The organism is Pseudovibrio denitrificans JCM 12308 (assembly GCF_001310815.1).
GTDB lineage: Bacteria > Pseudomonadota > Alphaproteobacteria > Rhizobiales > Stappiaceae > Pseudovibrio > Pseudovibrio denitrificans.
The window spans coordinates 21,247-35,917 of the sequence record NZ_BAZK01000003.1 but is presented as its reverse complement, the minus strand read 5'-3'; the positions used below and the strand labels follow the sequence as shown (position 1 = coordinate 35,917).

At 51.7% G+C, this 14,671-nt stretch carries 12 protein-coding genes and 3 pseudogenes; 7 read left to right on the top strand and 8 right to left on the bottom strand.

Annotation, left to right across the window (positions count from 1 at the left end; genetic code table 11):
* Positions 1 to 140 precede the first annotated feature (140 nt).
* A complete protein-coding gene (locus JCM12308_RS03660; RefSeq protein ID WP_054782902.1) occupies positions 141 to 689 on the bottom strand; it encodes a c-type cytochrome in 549 nt (182 codons plus the stop codon).
* Positions 690 to 1,246: 557 nt separating this feature from the next.
* Here JCM12308_RS03660 and JCM12308_RS03655 point away from each other — a divergent pair.
* Positions 1,247 to 2,138: pseudogene (locus tag JCM12308_RS03655) on the top strand (prephenate dehydratase).
* Positions 2,139 to 2,220: 82 nt separating this feature from the next.
* A pseudogene (locus JCM12308_RS03650) lies at positions 2,221 to 3,230 on the top strand (adenosine kinase).
* Between the two features lie 42 nt (positions 3,231 to 3,272).
* On the opposite strand, the gene JCM12308_RS03645 reads toward JCM12308_RS03650, so the two are convergent.
* The 5 genes and pseudogenes from JCM12308_RS03645 to dapB form a co-directional block, all read right to left on the bottom strand.
* On the bottom strand, positions 3,273 to 3,881 hold the full coding sequence (locus JCM12308_RS03645) for a 2,3-bisphosphoglycerate-dependent phosphoglycerate mutase (RefSeq protein WP_054782901.1): 609 nt from the start codon (positions 3,879 to 3,881) through the stop codon (positions 3,273 to 3,275).
* Between the two features lie 94 nt (positions 3,882 to 3,975).
* Complete coding sequence (locus tag JCM12308_RS03640) at positions 3,976 to 4,527, bottom strand: pyridoxamine 5'-phosphate oxidase family protein (protein ID WP_054782900.1); 552 nt, start codon at positions 4,525 to 4,527, stop codon at positions 3,976 to 3,978.
* Between the two features lie 27 nt (positions 4,528 to 4,554).
* Positions 4,555 to 5,283: a DUF6065 family protein gene (locus tag JCM12308_RS03635; RefSeq protein WP_208608907.1), complete on the bottom strand. Its 729-nt coding sequence runs from the start codon at positions 5,281 to 5,283 to the stop codon at positions 4,555 to 4,557.
* A 473-nt stretch (positions 5,284 to 5,756) separates the two neighbouring features.
* Positions 5,757 to 6,383, bottom strand: a complete 627-nt coding sequence (locus JCM12308_RS03630; RefSeq protein ID WP_037036366.1) for a 2,3-bisphosphoglycerate-dependent phosphoglycerate mutase — start codon at positions 6,381 to 6,383, stop codon at positions 5,757 to 5,759.
* A gap of 111 nt (positions 6,384 to 6,494) precedes the next feature.
* Positions 6,495 to 7,309, bottom strand: a pseudogene (gene dapB / locus JCM12308_RS03625) (4-hydroxy-tetrahydrodipicolinate reductase).
* 292 nt (positions 7,310 to 7,601) lie between these two features.
* Between dapB and JCM12308_RS03620 the strand changes: the two are divergent.
* The 3 genes from JCM12308_RS03620 to JCM12308_RS03610 all read left to right on the top strand — a co-directional run bounded on the left by JCM12308_RS03620 (position 7,602) and on the right by JCM12308_RS03610 (position 10,416).
* The gene (locus tag JCM12308_RS03620) at positions 7,602 to 8,492 is read left to right on the top strand and encodes a DMT family transporter (RefSeq protein WP_054782898.1); all 891 of its coding nucleotides are present in this window, start codon (positions 7,602 to 7,604) and stop codon (positions 8,490 to 8,492) included.
* Between the two features lie 599 nt (positions 8,493 to 9,091).
* Entirely contained in the window at positions 9,092 to 9,952 is an 861-nt protein-coding gene (locus tag JCM12308_RS03615) for an alpha/beta fold hydrolase (RefSeq protein ID WP_128647330.1), read from the top strand.
* A 62-nt stretch (positions 9,953 to 10,014) separates the two neighbouring features.
* The gene (locus JCM12308_RS03610; RefSeq protein WP_054783063.1) at positions 10,015 to 10,416 is read left to right on the top strand and encodes a MarR family winged helix-turn-helix transcriptional regulator; all 402 of its coding nucleotides are present in this window, start codon (positions 10,015 to 10,017) and stop codon (positions 10,414 to 10,416) included.
* Between the two features lie 89 nt (positions 10,417 to 10,505).
* Here the strand turns inward: JCM12308_RS03610 and JCM12308_RS03605 are convergent, their stop codons facing one another.
* Entirely contained in the window at positions 10,506 to 11,465 is a 960-nt protein-coding gene (locus JCM12308_RS03605; protein WP_054782896.1) for a DMT family transporter, read from the bottom strand.
* 176 nt (positions 11,466 to 11,641) lie between these two features.
* Here JCM12308_RS03605 and JCM12308_RS28915 point away from each other — a divergent pair, with 176 nt between their 5' ends.
* Together JCM12308_RS28915 and JCM12308_RS32110 are read left to right on the top strand one after the other, a co-directional pair.
* The gene (locus JCM12308_RS28915) at positions 11,642 to 12,097 is read left to right on the top strand and encodes an AraC family ligand binding domain-containing protein (RefSeq protein ID WP_208978227.1); all 456 of its coding nucleotides are present in this window, start codon (positions 11,642 to 11,644) and stop codon (positions 12,095 to 12,097) included.
* Positions 11,989 to 12,351: a helix-turn-helix domain-containing protein gene (locus JCM12308_RS32110; protein WP_208978282.1), complete on the top strand. Its 363-nt coding sequence runs from the start codon at positions 11,989 to 11,991 to the stop codon at positions 12,349 to 12,351. The genes JCM12308_RS28915 and JCM12308_RS32110 overlap by 109 nt, the downstream gene beginning before the upstream one ends.
* A 168-nt stretch (positions 12,352 to 12,519) precedes the next feature.
* Here the strand turns inward: JCM12308_RS32110 and pnp are convergent, their stop codons facing one another.
* Positions 12,520 to 14,670 (bottom strand): polyribonucleotide nucleotidyltransferase, encoded by a 2,151-nt coding sequence (gene pnp / locus JCM12308_RS03595; protein WP_014283428.1) that lies wholly within the window; start codon positions 14,668 to 14,670, stop codon positions 12,520 to 12,522.
* Position 14,671: the final 1 nt, after the last annotated feature.

The following is a 14,671-nucleotide window of genomic DNA, read 5'->3' as shown; positions in this document are numbered from 1 at the left end:
CAAGATGACAAAAATTTAACTGGAAGAAACGAGGAAAAGGTTAGCATTCACCAGAAAGTAGACAATAAAAAAGCCGGGATTAAATCCCGGCTCTTTGACAATTCTACCCTCACATATGTGGGAGGGATATCAATTCAATTTTAGTTGATTGGCACTGGGTTGTCTGAGAGTGAACGCAGGTAAGCGATCAGATCAGCACGTGGCTTGTCTTTTTTCAGACCAGCGTAACCCATGGAAGTACCTGCAACGTGTTTCTTAGGTGCTTTGATGAACTCGTTCAGCTGCTCGAAAGTCCACTCAGGATTGTTTGCTGCGAACTCCTGCATTGCTGCAGAGTAAGAGAAACCACCGTGAGAGGCAGGCGCGCGACCTACGACACCCCAGAGAGCAGGACCAACTTTGTTTTTGCCGTCCTGATCAAAGGTGTGACACGCTGCACACTTCTTAGCTTGCTTTGCACCAGCATCTGCATCAGCAGTTGCGAGCAGTTCCTCAATTGAGACAACCTTGGTTTCTTCCGCAGCTTCTTCACCTGCACCGTTGTCGGCACCAGCTACTTCGATTTCAAAACCGCGTTTTTCGTCTCCATGAGGCGCGAAAATAATGTCTGACAAAACATTCAGGCCCATGAATGCAACCAAAGCGAACAGAATTGCGCCGGCAATTTTGTTCAGTTCAAACGAGTTCATAGCTCACACGCTCCGAATATTGGTTAGGCTAGCCGTATTGCAGCAGGCATGGCACCTAACTCGATCTGTGTATTTTGCTGGGAAACTACAGTTATTTTCGGGCACTTGTCCATAATTTAATTAGTGTTTTTCCTAGGACTTTTGAAGTGATGTGGACCAGAGGTTGATCTTTACGATCTGAAAAAACCAATGAACACAACGCCTCTCGCACGGCAGCAGTTTAAAATCGCTATAAACTACTGATTTATTCATAGATATCCCGCTCAGCACGATTTTGATTGCACCTTAAGGCGCAGCACAACCATTTTACCTGGGCTCAAGTGTATGCGACAAAATATCACACCAAAACTGTTTCCCATCTGGGGATTTTACGGTGGAGGACCAAATGAGCCCGTGGCAAACGCCATTCTTGAGGTCTTTTCACCTTATGTTTCGCCTCTGAGTATTATTAGAGTTTGCAATCCCTCATATCTAGGGCAATTTGTGAGAGTGATTGTTTCGCAAAAGTTGGCGAAGCCTCAAATGTACCATGATTTAAGATTGCCGTGAGTGTAGTGATGTCAGATCAGCGCAAAGTCGTGTTTCAAGGAGAAGTGGGAGCTAACTCCCACATGGCGTGTAACGCCGTTTACCCAGAGTACCAAGCTATCCCTTGCCCGACTTTTGAAGACTGCTTTCACGCGATCGAGTCCGGTGACGCCGAACTTGGTATGATCCCGATCGAAAACTCGGTCGCAGGACGTGTTGCGGACATCCATCACCTGCTTCCTCGCAGCAATCTGCACATTATCGGCGAGTACTTCATGCCGATTCGCTTCCAGCTGATGGGCATCAAAGGCACCAAACTGGAAGAGCTGAAGAGCGTTCAGAGCCACATCATGGGTCTGGGCCCAGTGCCGAAACTTCATTCGTGATCATGGCCTTAAGCCGATCATCGGCGCTGACACCGCAGGCTCAGCCCGTCAGGTTGTGGAAGGCGGTGATAAGACTGTTGGTGCTTTTGCTCCTGAACTTGCTGCTGATGTGTATGGTTTGGATATCCTCGCACGTGATTGTGAAGATGCGGCACATAACACCACCCGCTTCGTTATCCTTTCCCGTGAGAAAAAGCAGGCCGTCAATACCGGCCAGCCGATCATTACTACTTTCATCTTCCGTGTTCGCAACGTTTCTGCTGCTCTTTACAAAGGGTTAGGCGGATTTGCGACCAACAACGTCAACATGACGAAGTTGGAATCCTATCAGCTCGAAGGCCAGTTTTTCGCTTCAATGTTTTACGCAGATATTGAAGGACACCCAGAAGAACCCAACGTAGCCCTTGCACTTGAGGAGCTGGCGTTTTATTCGACTGAACTGAATATTCTTGGGGTGTACAACGCTAGTCCGTTCCGCGAAAAAATTCGGGAACCTGAGGCTAATCGTGCCTTGCGTCCTACACCGGGAAAATAACAGTTGTAGGCCTGCTCCAGCGGTGAGCCACCTATGTATCGATCCGGACAGTACTGAGCCGGGCTAGTTACAAGGACTTTACATGTCTGAATTCAAGTTTGATGCATTGTGCATCGGCAATGCAATCACTGACGTCTTCTCTCATGTAGAAGATAGCTTTCTCGTTGATCAGTCTTTGGTAAAGGGCTCCATGCGTTTGGTCGATACAGACGAAGCTTTGCGTCTGTATGACCTGATGGGTCAAACAACCCGCATTTCCGGCGGCAGTGCTGGCAATACTGCAGCAGGTATTGCGTCTCTTGGCGGCGCGCCTGCGTTCATCGGCAAAGTAGCTGATGACGAGATTGGCGAAGTATATCGCCATGACATGAACAGCATTGGTGCGCATTTCCAAACCAGCCCACTTCGTGATGATCTGGCATCTGGCCGTTCAATGATCCTGATCACCCCGGATGGTGAGCGGACCATGAACACTTACCTGGGATCCGCAACCAAGCTGACAGCTCTTGATATCGATCCTGAAGTGGTTTCCAACTCCGCGATCACTTACATGGAAGGGTATCTGTGGGACGAAGAAGCAGCTAAGAAAGCCTTCCTTGAAGCTTCACGCGTTGCTCATGAAGCCGGTAAACTGGTTTCTCTCTCCCTTTCCGACAGCTTCTGTGTTGATCGTTTCCGCGATGAGTTCCTGGAACTGATCCGCGAAGACAAAGTGGACATTCTGTTTGCCAATGAGCACGAGTTGAAAGCTCTCTATCAGACATCCGACATTGAAACTGCGATTGCGCTGGTTCGTGAAGACTGCACGCTGACCGCTCTGACCCTTGGCTCAGAGGGTGCTATGGCGATTTCCCGCGAAGAGACCGTACACGTTCCGGCAACAGCGATTGTTGGCGGTGTGCGTGACCTGACCGGCGCTGGCGACCTGTTTGCCTCTGGCTTCCTGTTTGGTCTGGCGCGTGATTTCAGCCTGAGCGACTGTGCTGAGCTTGGCTGCTTGTGTGCTGGTGAAGTGATCAGCACGTTGGCGCCCGCCCAGAAAAACCTCTCAACCAGATTGCAGAGCAGAGTGGTTTCACTCTGGAAGCCTAAGAATGGGCAATGATGATCTAGGCGGCTCTCGGGCCGCCTTTTTTATTTGTAGATCTGCTGAATATCTTCTGCATTGTTGACCTGAAAGAAGAGCGGCTGGGCTGTTCCGATATGCAGACGCTCGGTTTCCTCCTGTCTGAGATTGCAGAGCTTCGAGATCAGTCCTCTGATTGTATTACGATGCGCCGAGATGAGGATATTTTTCCCGTTTGAGAGTTGAGGCAGGACGCGATGTCGGAACACGCCGAGCGCTCTGTTCGCTGTCATCTCCAAACTCTCCCCGCCCGGAGGAACGGCATTCAATGAGTGTCGCCATTTGTGGACTTGCTCTACACCGTGCTGCTGGCAGACTTCCTCAATCGCTTTGCCGGTTAGCTCACCATAAGCACGTTCGTTGAAAAGCTTATCTTCAATCACATGCAAATGAGACTGTTCAGCTTCTTCCAGAATGTGCTCCAGCGTCTTACGTGCTCGTGTCAGGGCTGAGGAGTAGGCAAGATCAAACTGTATTGCATGGGCTTTTAGAGCGCGGCCAGCGTTTTTGGCTTCTTCAATGCCTTTGGGTGTCAGGTCAGGGTTGCCCTGCCCAGAGAACACTCTGCGTGCATTCCATTCGCTTTGCCCGTGGCGTACCAACACCAACAATCCCATAAGACACGCCTCGTCGATCTTCCTTACTGCGTGTCTTATATAGTTTCATTTGCGGGCCTAAACCCGACTTTCGTTGAAACATCCCACAGTGATTTTACGCAGGCTCCAGAATGTTCGTGGGCAAGCCGTCCAGGCTGGTGGCGTTGTGCTTGCGCCAGTAGTTCTCCAGCTCTTCACGATCCATCGTCTCATAGTAAGGCAGGAACTCCTTCTCGATGCGCGTATCAACCAGATCCATGCGAGGAACTGTTGAACCGCAGGAGGTCTGGATGAGTTCGATATCAAGATCGAAAATCTGGCGGCATCCCGGCAGATCAGGGAAGAGACTGATCATCTTGTCCCAATCGGCATCTCTGGGATGAAGGACCCTTGCCTGACCAAACACGCGCAGTGTGAGACGCTGCTCACCGAAGGAACAGAACATCAACGTCATGCGCCCATCTTCCTGAACGTGGGTGGCTGTTTCATTGCCGATGCCCGTCAGGTTTAGCCAGATAATCCGCTCATCGCTCAGCACCCGGAGCGTGTCCATGCCTTTGGGAGACAGGTTGATGTGCCCCGTTGCGGCGGCTGTCGCCACGAAGAACATCTGCTGCTCTTCAATGTGCTGACGGAATCTGCGGTTCAGTCTTTTGGCTTTGATCATGGCGGTCAGGAACTGCTTAAGAGATGGCTAGTCAGCATCTGCGTACTGGACGTTGATGCGGCGCTGTTCGCTTGCGTAGCTGCCAGAGCGGCCTTCGTTACGCTTGTCGTAGCCTCTTGACCATGCTTGCCAGAACTCCTCTGAAGAGCTTTCCATCTCCATGATCTCTGGTTGGACCACAGGGGTCTTTGGCAAGACAGTGTTGGGCAGCTGCACCACCTGAAGCAGAGGCCGGTGGCGCGGGAAGCTGATCGGTACATCCTGCTTGCGTAGCTTCACATTTATGAAGAGGGGAGAACAGAACCAGCTGGAGTCAATCATCGCTTCAAAGCAATCAAATGCCGTGTTGGAGGGTAGGTTGATTGGTCCGCGAACCCAGTGGCACTGTCCTTCATCGCCGATAAGGCTGTACCCGGCGCCAATCTGGACGATATCGCCTTCTGGAAACACATCCAGAAACGGCGGATAATAGTCCTCAAGGCCTTCCGGGCAGGTATTCCTGTAGTCTTCCACGAAGTCTGTAAGATACAGCCGATCCAGCAAGGTCCACTCGCCATCTGCCCCAAGTCGGTACAGGACCTCTGATCCAGTCCACATCAGGTAGAAATCAACTGGCGGGTAAACGTACCATCCCTGACGAGAAGCAGTAATGAGGGGTTCACAATACTTCATAGCCCGGGCGGGCATCATGCCAAGGTTCGTTCCATCTGCCTTTACAACGTCGGGGGCAGACTTAACCATTCTTACAAACTTCACGGAAATTCCCTCGCAGACAATACACTCTGCAAAATGAAGCGAGGCAGACTAAGCTGCCTCACACATTAAATTATTTTGGCTTTTTCTCTTCATCTTTAGGAGCCAGGCCACCGTTCAATTTTGCTGGCTTAGCTTGTGCAGATGCTGGGCGACCGTCGTTTGCTACTGAAAACTTCATAGGTTGTCCTCTCAATCAAATAACTAATGTGGTCATACAATTGCTGTATGCATTAAGAGGCTTACACCTAAAATTACGTAGCGCAAGCTTAATAATAATCGCTGCATCATTATCTATTATTGATAATCTTCAATGCATTACATTTCACGGACTTAGTATTTAATCAAAGTCTATTTGTGTGAATAATATTTATATTTTAAGATTCTAATTCAGCTACTGGCGAGGGGAATAACTGCGGGCAAATAAAAAAGCGGCTCAAAGAGCCGCTTTTATGATTCTGAGTTGTGGGGCTGGTTTAGACTTCAGCCAGATCCTCAACGGAAAGAACCTTACCTTCTTCATCTAGGCGATAAACAACTGGCTTACCTGTGCCGAGTTCACGCTTGAGGATTTCTTCAGGTGAAAGACCTTCAAGTTCCATGATCAGGGAACGCAGGGAGTTGCCGTGTGCAGCAACGATCACGCGGTTGCCTTCCAGAACTTTTGGAAGAATGTCAGAGCGGTAGTAAGGCAGGGTGCGCTCTGCAGTCATCTTCAGGCTTTCGCCGCCTGGAGGAGGCACGTCGAAAGAACGACGCCAGATGTGTACCTGCTCTTCACCGAACTTCTGACGCGCTTCGTCTTTGTTCATGCCGGTGATGTCGCCGTAGTCACGTTCGTTCAGAGCTTTGTCCTGAGCGGTTGGCAGGTCTTCCTGACCAAGTTCGCCAAGGATCAGCTTGAGAGTGTGCTGAGCGCGCAGCAGGTCAGAAGTGAACGCCAGATCAAACGTCAGGTTCATTTCCTTGAGCTTCTTGCCCGCAGCTGTTGCTTCTTCAACACCCTGTTCTGTCAGGTCTGGGTTTTTCCAGCCGGTGAACAGGTTTTTCAAATTCCATTCGCTTTGTCCGTGACGGACGAGAACCAAAAGGCGTTCCATCAAACTCTCCTGGAGAGGTTATGTGTTCTTGAAAACAGTTGTCTTGGAAGACTGTTTTCAAAGGTCATTGCGCATACCCCGTTGTGTACCAGAACCCCGGGAATGCGCTGTGTATCACTCGTCGTTCAGGCCGAGAACATCAGCCATTGAGTATAGGCCCGGTTGCTGCTTGTGCGCCCAAATGGCGGCTTTCACAGCACCGCGAGCAAAAATCTGTCGGTCTGTTGCAATGTGCGAGAGTTCTATACGCTCTCCTTCACCTGCAAACATCACCGTATGTTCACCTACCACTGAGCCGCCGCGCAGCGTTGCAAAGCCGATGTCACCTCTGTTGCGCTCACCTGTGATACCGTCACGTGAGCGAACACTATGAGTTTCCAAGGAAATTTCACGTCCTTCAGCTGCAGCTTCACCGAGAAGCAATGCTGTACCGGACGGAGCATCGACCTTGTGTTTGTGGTGCATTTCCAGAACTTCGATGTCGAAATCTTCATCGAGGGCCGCTGCTGCCTTTTTTACGAGGCCAGCCAGCAGGTTCACACCTAGGCTCATATTGCCGGATTTTACAATGCGGGCCGATGTCGCGGCGTGAGCAGCTCAGTTGATTGAGCGGAGGTCATGCCGGTGGTGCCGATGACATGCACGATAGAATGACGGGCGGCGGCGTCTGCAAAGGCAACGGTTGCTTCAGGAAGCGTGAAGTCCAGAACACCGTCTGCTTCTGCGAAAGCTGCGTCGAGGTCGGACGTGACTGCAACGCCAAGCTTGCCGCATTCGGCCAGCTCACCTGCATCCTTACCGAGGAACTCTGAGTTTTCGCGTTCAATCGCTGCGGAGACTACCACTCCGTCCATTTCGTTTACGGTGCGCACCAAGGTCCGGCCCATTCGGCCAGCGGCACCGACAACAACCAGTCGCATATCACTCATCACATTCCCCCGAGCTGCCAACAGCCCCTCCAAACTTAAGGTGAGAGTGGGTATAGCAGGCAGTTTGCATTGTTTCAAACCGATATGGCCCCAGAGGCAGCTCCAGTCGTGGTTGTGAGGTTTTCTCAACCTGCACTTTATAGAAAATGCTGATGGCACACCTTCTATGACATAGACATCTCTCTATTTTTGCCTAGTCTGTACAGGTCTTCATTATTGCAGCGAGCTGACTTTACGCTGGAACCCATCGGAAGAATGGGATTTTGAGAGCTCGCCCATTCTGGGTTCTACTATGGATAATATTCGCGGCAGCGCCTGGATGGTGCTGGCTATGTTGGGGTTTGCCATTGAGGATACGCTTCTCAAGACTGCGACGGCTGCTGTGCCCGTCGGGCAGACGCTCATGCTGTTTGGAGCAGGTGGAACTTTTGGCTTTCTGTTATTGACCTGGAGACGAGGTGAGCGGGCGTTTGCTTCCGAAGCTTTGAAGGCTACGCTGTTTACGCGGGCGATTTTTGAGATCACTGGCCGCCTGTTCTTCCTCCTTTCTCTGGCGCTGAATACTCTTTCCAGCACTTCTGCAATCCTGCAGGCCACGCCTATTGCTGTTACTCTGGGTGCGGCGGTGCTGTTTGGAGAACGGGTGAGCTGGCAGCGCTGGCTGGCCATTCTGATCGGGTTTGTTGGTGTGCTGATGATCATCCAGCCGAGTTCTGAAGCCTTTCAGGTGACGTCCATTCTTGCGATCATCGGCATGATTGGTTTTGCCGGGCGGGATCTTGCGACGAGAGCAGCTCCCCCTGCCCTCTCCAACATGCAGCTTGGGGTCTATGGATTTGGCGTGTTGATCCCCACCGGAGCGCTCTACGCGTTCTGGACCGGCGGTTTTGTCTGGCCTGATCTTTACAGCGGCCTGAGCATTGCGGCAGGCACTCTTGTGGGTATTGGCGCCTACTACTCCCTTACCGTTGCCATGCGCACGGGCATGGTGTCTGTGGTCACGCCGTTCCGTTATTCACGGCTGCTCTTCGGCCTTCTGCTGGGCTTTATCATCTTTGACGAAAGCGTTGATGCCATGACGCTGGCAGGGTCGGCGATCATTGTGGTGAGTGGTCTATATATTCTGATGGGGAACTCACCCCGCAAGGCTGCGGCCACCAAGGAAGCCACAGAGCGAGCGTAACGCAGGTTCAGAAGCACTTATAGCACCGCGTGGATTTCCATGCGGTGTTGGAGCTAAGGTTTCCCGTTTCTCACGGGTGGAGCAAGGCGAACAGGCTCTGCCTGCGCTACTTGTTAGAAATGTTTCTTCGGCATTGACTGTTCGCCTCGCCCGGGCCTTTTCTCATGAACACGCGGGCTCCCTCTCGGACAGACGCGACAGGCACGTTTGCGCATCACAGATGCGCTTTCATGCCTTTGACAGTTTCCTGTCACCACCGGACGCCCTCCGGAACGACCCCAAGCTCCCTACTACCACTGTGGTCTCAATAGGGTATGGCGCTTCACCGGACCTCCCGACACGATACGTTACCTCATGCCGGTAGCCCAACCCCGCCCACGCCACGGAATGGACGGTCCACTCCTGCCCGAATGCGTGGGCACGAGATCAAGCGTAAGGGTGTTTTTGATGAGGGGGATAAGTTTTGTTGGCTTTGCTCAACCCAAATCGACCTTCACGAACGAAGCCGACAGATCAAGCAACTAAGCCAATCTCAATTCAGGTTGACAACATGTTGTCGAAATTATATTGACAGCACGTTGTCAATATAGGAGGCGAATTTGAGAGTCTTCATCAGATCAATAGTTGCAGGTATGGGACTGGCTTCCCTCGCCATTCAATCCAGCGCTCAAGAAGGGATTAAGATCATCGAAACCGAGATTGTCATCAACCAGTCGGCCAACCTGAGTGTTTATCGCGCGGGGCCAGAATCGACCCAAAACGTTGTTTTTCTACACAGTGATAGCGGTGCGGCGACACAGTGGTTTTCGGTCATGGAGAACCTCGCGGATACGCATTCAGTGATCGCTTTTGATCAAAGAGGACATGGTTCATCCTCACCTACAGCAAGCGGCGATTACAGCTATGAAGCCAGAGCTGAAGATTTGCAGAAGGTGATTGCTACGCTTGGTTCTCAATCAGTTGTTCTCGTGGCTCATTCCGGCTCTGCGGGTGTCGCACTTAAATATGCCGAGGCAAACGCCGATACCTTGCGAGGAATTTACTTTCTTGATCCTGCATCTGATCCGCGCGCAATGCCAGAAGACATGCGGCAGGGTTTCTTGGATGCCATTCGATCTGAAAACGGGCTGGATGCTGTGCAGGGATATTTTGCTTCAATTGCAGGCCAGAACCCAGAAACCATCACGACTGTAACCAGTGATGCCGCTCAAGTTGCACCAGACGCACGCATCGGGTTTGCGCAAGCTTTGATGGATTGGAACCCGGAAATTGCAATGTCGTATTGGACGGGCCCGACTTTCATGGCCATTACATCTGCCAATGATACCCCGGCGGCCATTCGTCACCTGGGTGAAACTGTCGAATACGACCTCTTATCGACTGAAGGGCATTGGGCACAGTTAGATGCGCCGGAAATTGTTGCGCGATCAATAAGATCCTTTATTGATAGCTTGTCTTGAGTTTGGAGGCTGACGTTGTGACAATCAAAAGAAACAGAGGTGGCGACGCAGTCTCAAACCTAATGCTTACAACATTTAAGTTGAATGGCGCATTCCTCGCGGCGGGGGACAAAATTTCAGCCCCATCGGGGCTTACATCCTCCCGCTGGCAAGTGCTGGGCACCTTAATGTGGGGTGATATGACAGTTTCGGGAATTGCCCGAGAAATGGGTCTGTCACGTCAAGCGGTGCAACGTATTGCTAACGTACTTGCCGAGGAAAAATTAATCACATTTCTCGATAACCCCAGTGACAAACGCGCCAAACTGGCATCCGCTACCGATACGGGTCGTGAAGCGATCCATAGCCTGGCAGAGCGGCAATATGTTTGGGCGAACACAACGGCAGAAGGCATCGATCCCAAAGAGATTGAGCAAGCCGTCGAGGTTATGAAGAAAGTCCTTATTGCATGCAAGCAAGAGTGAACTGAAAGTTCCTGTTTCTCACGGGTGGAAGGCTCTGCCTGCGCAGCAGCCCAGAAGGGGCTTGGGATAAGCCACAATGATATGGGCTTTCATGTGGTGACTTCCTGATCCTTTCGGTTGGTACGGTAAGTGCGAAGGCTTCGTTCAATCCAAGGGCTAGCACTGACAATAATGATACCGATCAGCACCCCTGCGGACCCGATCAGAAACCCGGTCGTCAGAGCGTCTCCTAAAAGGAAGTAGCCAAGGATGACCCCGATCAGAGGGGTCAGGAACGAAAACACACCCAATTGTGTGGCCTTGTAACGTGTCAACATCCAGAACCAGCACAGGAAACTTGCGAATGCAACAATTACACTCTGGAAGGCAAGGTTCCAGAAAAGTGGCGCTGACGGGATGATCCCAGCCTGTCCGGTAAACGCCGCGATCGTAATCAGAATGATCGCGGTAATCGCGAGTTGATAGAACAGAACGTGGGTGGCGTACAACTCACTGAGACGTGTTGTCCGGATCAAAACGGTTGTCGCTCCCCAAAGAACTGCAGCCAATAGAGCCAGCGTATCCCCTAAAAGCATAGAGGCAGCAGCAGGTGTGCCGGATTGATCTGGCCCCGGTGTGAGGAAGGCATAAGCAATGCCGATGACGGCCACGAAAATACCGCCCCATTGAAGGGCAGAAAGACGCTCGGTTGAGAGTTTCAGATGAAGGCCCAAAGCGGCGAACACTGGAGCTGTGTAAAGGAAAACGACCACGTGAGATGCAGTGCTGTATTCAAGTGCTTTCCCTATAAGGAGGAACTCAAAGGCAAAAAGAAGTCCTGCCAGCGCTCCGAGCAATGCAGTTCCTCCCGATAAGAGGGGGCGCTTCTGCCGAAACGCAGTCAGAGTATATACGCAAGCGGCAGCTAGCCCTGAGCGAATGCCGATCTGAAACACAGAAGAAGCATAAGACTCAGTCGCTTTGAGGCCAATTTGTTGCATGGCCCAGATCGTGCAAATGCCGACCATCAAGCCGATAGCTATAATATCAAGTGGCTTGCGCTGATCCAAAACCATTCTCCTTGTTGTGCGCAAGGACAATAGCTTTTGTCATTTGATCAGTATATATTGATTAAATGACAGTTGCTGTAGAAAATCTGACAGATAGATCCGGGGAAGTCTCTCGCATACATGACGTTCCGTTTCGAGAGCACTTGCCACAGCCGCTTTATTTCCGGTCGGCGCAGATGCCAAAGAATGCGATTTACCCACGTCATAGCCACCCATGGGGTGAACTGGTTTATTCCTATAGTGGCGTAATGGAAATCAACCTCAAGGATGGCCACTTCCTTGCTCCGCCACAATATGCCGTATGGTTGCCACCAGACGTGGAACATCAAGGATTGAACAGGCAGGCTGCCGTGCATTGCTCTCTTTATGTTTCCCTTGATCTCTGCGGACCACTCCCCCAGCGGACCACAGCTCTCGAGGTCAACCCGATGCTTCGGACCATGCTGGAGTATCTGAGGGAGAAGGAAGGTACGTGCCCATCCAATCCTGCGCACCTTCGATTTCTGCAGGTCGTGGTTGATCAATTTGCAGAAGGACAGCAGGTCGGTTCTTTTCTGCCCTCGACGACAGACCCCATACTGGGAAGGTACTTCAGCATCTACAAGATAATCCGCATGACAATCGGTCATTAGCGGAACTTGCCCGGCTCCATGATACATCGGAGCGCACGCTGATCCGTAGGTGCAAGCGTGATCTTGGGATCCCCTTTGCAGAATGGAAGCAAAGGTTGCGCGTACTGAAGGCGATGCCAATGCTGGAAGCTGGAGGTTCAGTGCAAAGCATCGCTGATCAACTGGGTTATGGCAGCGCCTCATCCTTTATCGCCATGTTCGGGCGGATGATCGGGAAAACACCTGACGGCTATCGCAAGTCAGTTCTCAAATAGGCATTCCGGAAAGCACTATCTAATTTGAGTGTCCGTCGTCAGCAATGGGCTCTTCGGTATGAACCCCCCGCATCCTTATTCCAAAACCGTTTCCGTCTTTCGGCAAAACAAAAAAAGACCGGCCCATTTCTGAGCCGGTCTTCTTAACTTAAGTCGAGAAGCTAGGGATTAGTCCTTTGCTTTCTCTTCTTTCTTTTCGTCTTTTTTCTCTTCACGAGGGATTTCCTGACCGGTTTCCTGGTCAACAACCTTCATGGAGAGACGAACTTTACCGCGCTCATCGAAGCCCATCAGCTTAACGAAGACTTTGTCGCCTTCTTTGATCACGTCGGTCACTTTTGCGACTTTGCGTGGAGCCAGCTGGGAGATGTGAACCAGACCGTCACGTGCGCCGAAGAAGTTTACGAATGCGCCGAAGTCTACAGTCTTAACAACGGTACCTTCGTAGATTACGCCAACTTCTGGCTCTGCAGCGATGGAGTTGATCCAGTTCAGAGCAGCTTTAATTGCTTTACCATCGGAGGAAGCCACCTTAACGGTGCCGTCGTCTTCGATGTTCACTTTCGCGCCGGTCTTCTCAACGATCTCACGGATCACCTTACCACCAGAACCAATCACTTCACGGATCTTGTCTACTGGGATCTTGATGACTTCGATGCGAGGAGCGTGTTCGCCGAGCTCGGAGCGAGCTTCGGTGATTGCTTTCGCCATTTCGCCGAGGATGTGAACGCGGCCACCTTTAGCCTGCTCCAGAGCGACTTTCATGATCTCTTCGGTGATACCGTCGATCTTGATGTCCATCTGCAGCGCAGTGATGCCGTTTTCGGAACCAGCTACTTTAAAGTCCATGTCGCCGAGGTGGTCTTCGTCACCGAGGATGTCGGAGAGAACTGCGAAGCGCTCGCCTTCCTTGATGAGACCCATTGCGATACCAGCTACTGGAGCTTTCAGCGGAACACCTGCGTCCATCAGGGACAGGGATGCACCACATACGGACGCCATGGAGGAGGAACCGTTGGACTCGGTGATTTCGGATACAACGCGAACGGTGTATGGGAAGTCATGGTGTGCAGGCAGCATTGGGTTAACAGCGCGCCATGCCAGTTTACCGTGACCGATTTCACGACGTCCTGGGGAACCCATGCGACCAGCTTCACCTACAGAGTATGGAGGGAAGTTGTAGTGCAGCATGAAGGTTGCTTTTTTGGTGCCTTCCAGCAGATCGATGAACTGCTCGTCTTCACCAGTACCCAGTGTTGCAACAACCATTGCCTGAGTTTCACCGCGGGTGAACAGGGAAGAACCGTGTGCACGTGGCAGCATGCCAACTTCAGAAACGATGGAGCGCACTGTAGACAGGTCACGACCGTCGATACGGGAACCGGTGTCCAGAATGCGGCCACGAACGATTGCAGCTTCAGCCTTTTTGAACAGGTCGGAGATGACGTTCGCTTCAGGAGCGCCTTCTTCACCGGTTACGAGAGCTTCAACCACTTTCGCCTTCACAGCGTCAACAGCGTTTTTACGCTCGGTTTTCGCGGTGATGGAGTAAGCAGCGCCCAGCTCTTCGTTTGCCAGTTCCTGAACTTTACCGAACAGGTCGGAATGATCAGGCAGGTTCAGTTCACGAGGCTCTTTCGCAGCTTTTTCAGCCAGCTGAATGATTGCGTCGATAACAGGCTGGAAGCCTTTGTGACCGAACATCACAGCGCCGAGCATTACTTCTTCGGAAAGTTCCTGAGCTTCGGACTCAACCATCAGAACAGCGTCGTTGGTACCTGCAACAACCAGATCCAGATTGGTTTCTTCCATCTGGTCAACTGTTGGGTTCAGAACGTATTCGCCGTTGATGTAGCCAACACGTGCACCACCGATTGGGCCCATGAATGGAACGCCGGAGATGGTGAGAGCAGCAGAAGCACCAACCATTGCAACAACGTCTGGAGCGTTTTCCAGATCGTGAGACAGAACGGTCAGAACAACCTGAGTTTCGTTCTTGTAGCCATCAACGAACAGCGGACGGATCGGACGGTCAATCAGACGGGAAGTCAGGGTCTCGTGCTCGGACGGACGGCCTTCGCGCTTGAAGAAGCCACCTGGAATGCGGCCAGCAGCGTATGCCTTTTCCTGATAATTTACGGTGAGTGGGAAGAAATCCTGACCTGGCTTTGCGTCTTTTGCAGACACAACAGTCGCAAGAACTTTAGTCTCGCCGTAAGTTGCGATGACTGCGCCGTCTGCCTGACGGGCTACCTTGCCGGTTTCAAGGATGAGCGGACGTCCGCCCCAATCTACTTCCACGCGATGTATATCAAACATA

Bases quoted from the DNA above. Each gene is read 5' to 3' on its own strand.
- JCM12308_RS03660 (WP_054782902.1), bottom strand. From the start codon at position 689: ATGAACTCGTTTGAACTGAACAAAATTGCCGGCGCAATTCTGTTCGCT.
- JCM12308_RS03645 (WP_054782901.1), bottom strand. From the start codon at position 3,881: ATGGGATTGTTGGTGTTGGTACGCCACGGGCAAAGCGAATGGAATGCA.
- JCM12308_RS03640 (WP_054782900.1), bottom strand. From the start codon at position 4,527: ATGATCAAAGCCAAAAGACTGAACCGCAGATTCCGTCAGCACATTGAA.
- JCM12308_RS03620 (WP_054782898.1), top strand. From the start codon at position 7,602: ATGGATAATATTCGCGGCAGCGCCTGGATGGTGCTGGCTATGTTGGGG.
- JCM12308_RS03610 (WP_054783063.1), top strand. From the start codon at position 10,015: ATGCTTACAACATTTAAGTTGAATGGCGCATTCCTCGCGGCGGGGGAC.
- JCM12308_RS28915 (WP_208978227.1), top strand. From the start codon at position 11,642: ATGCCAAAGAATGCGATTTACCCACGTCATAGCCACCCATGGGGTGAA.
- pnp (WP_014283428.1), bottom strand. From the start codon at position 14,670: ATGTTTGATATACATCGCGTGGAAGTAGATTGGGGCGGACGTCCGCTC.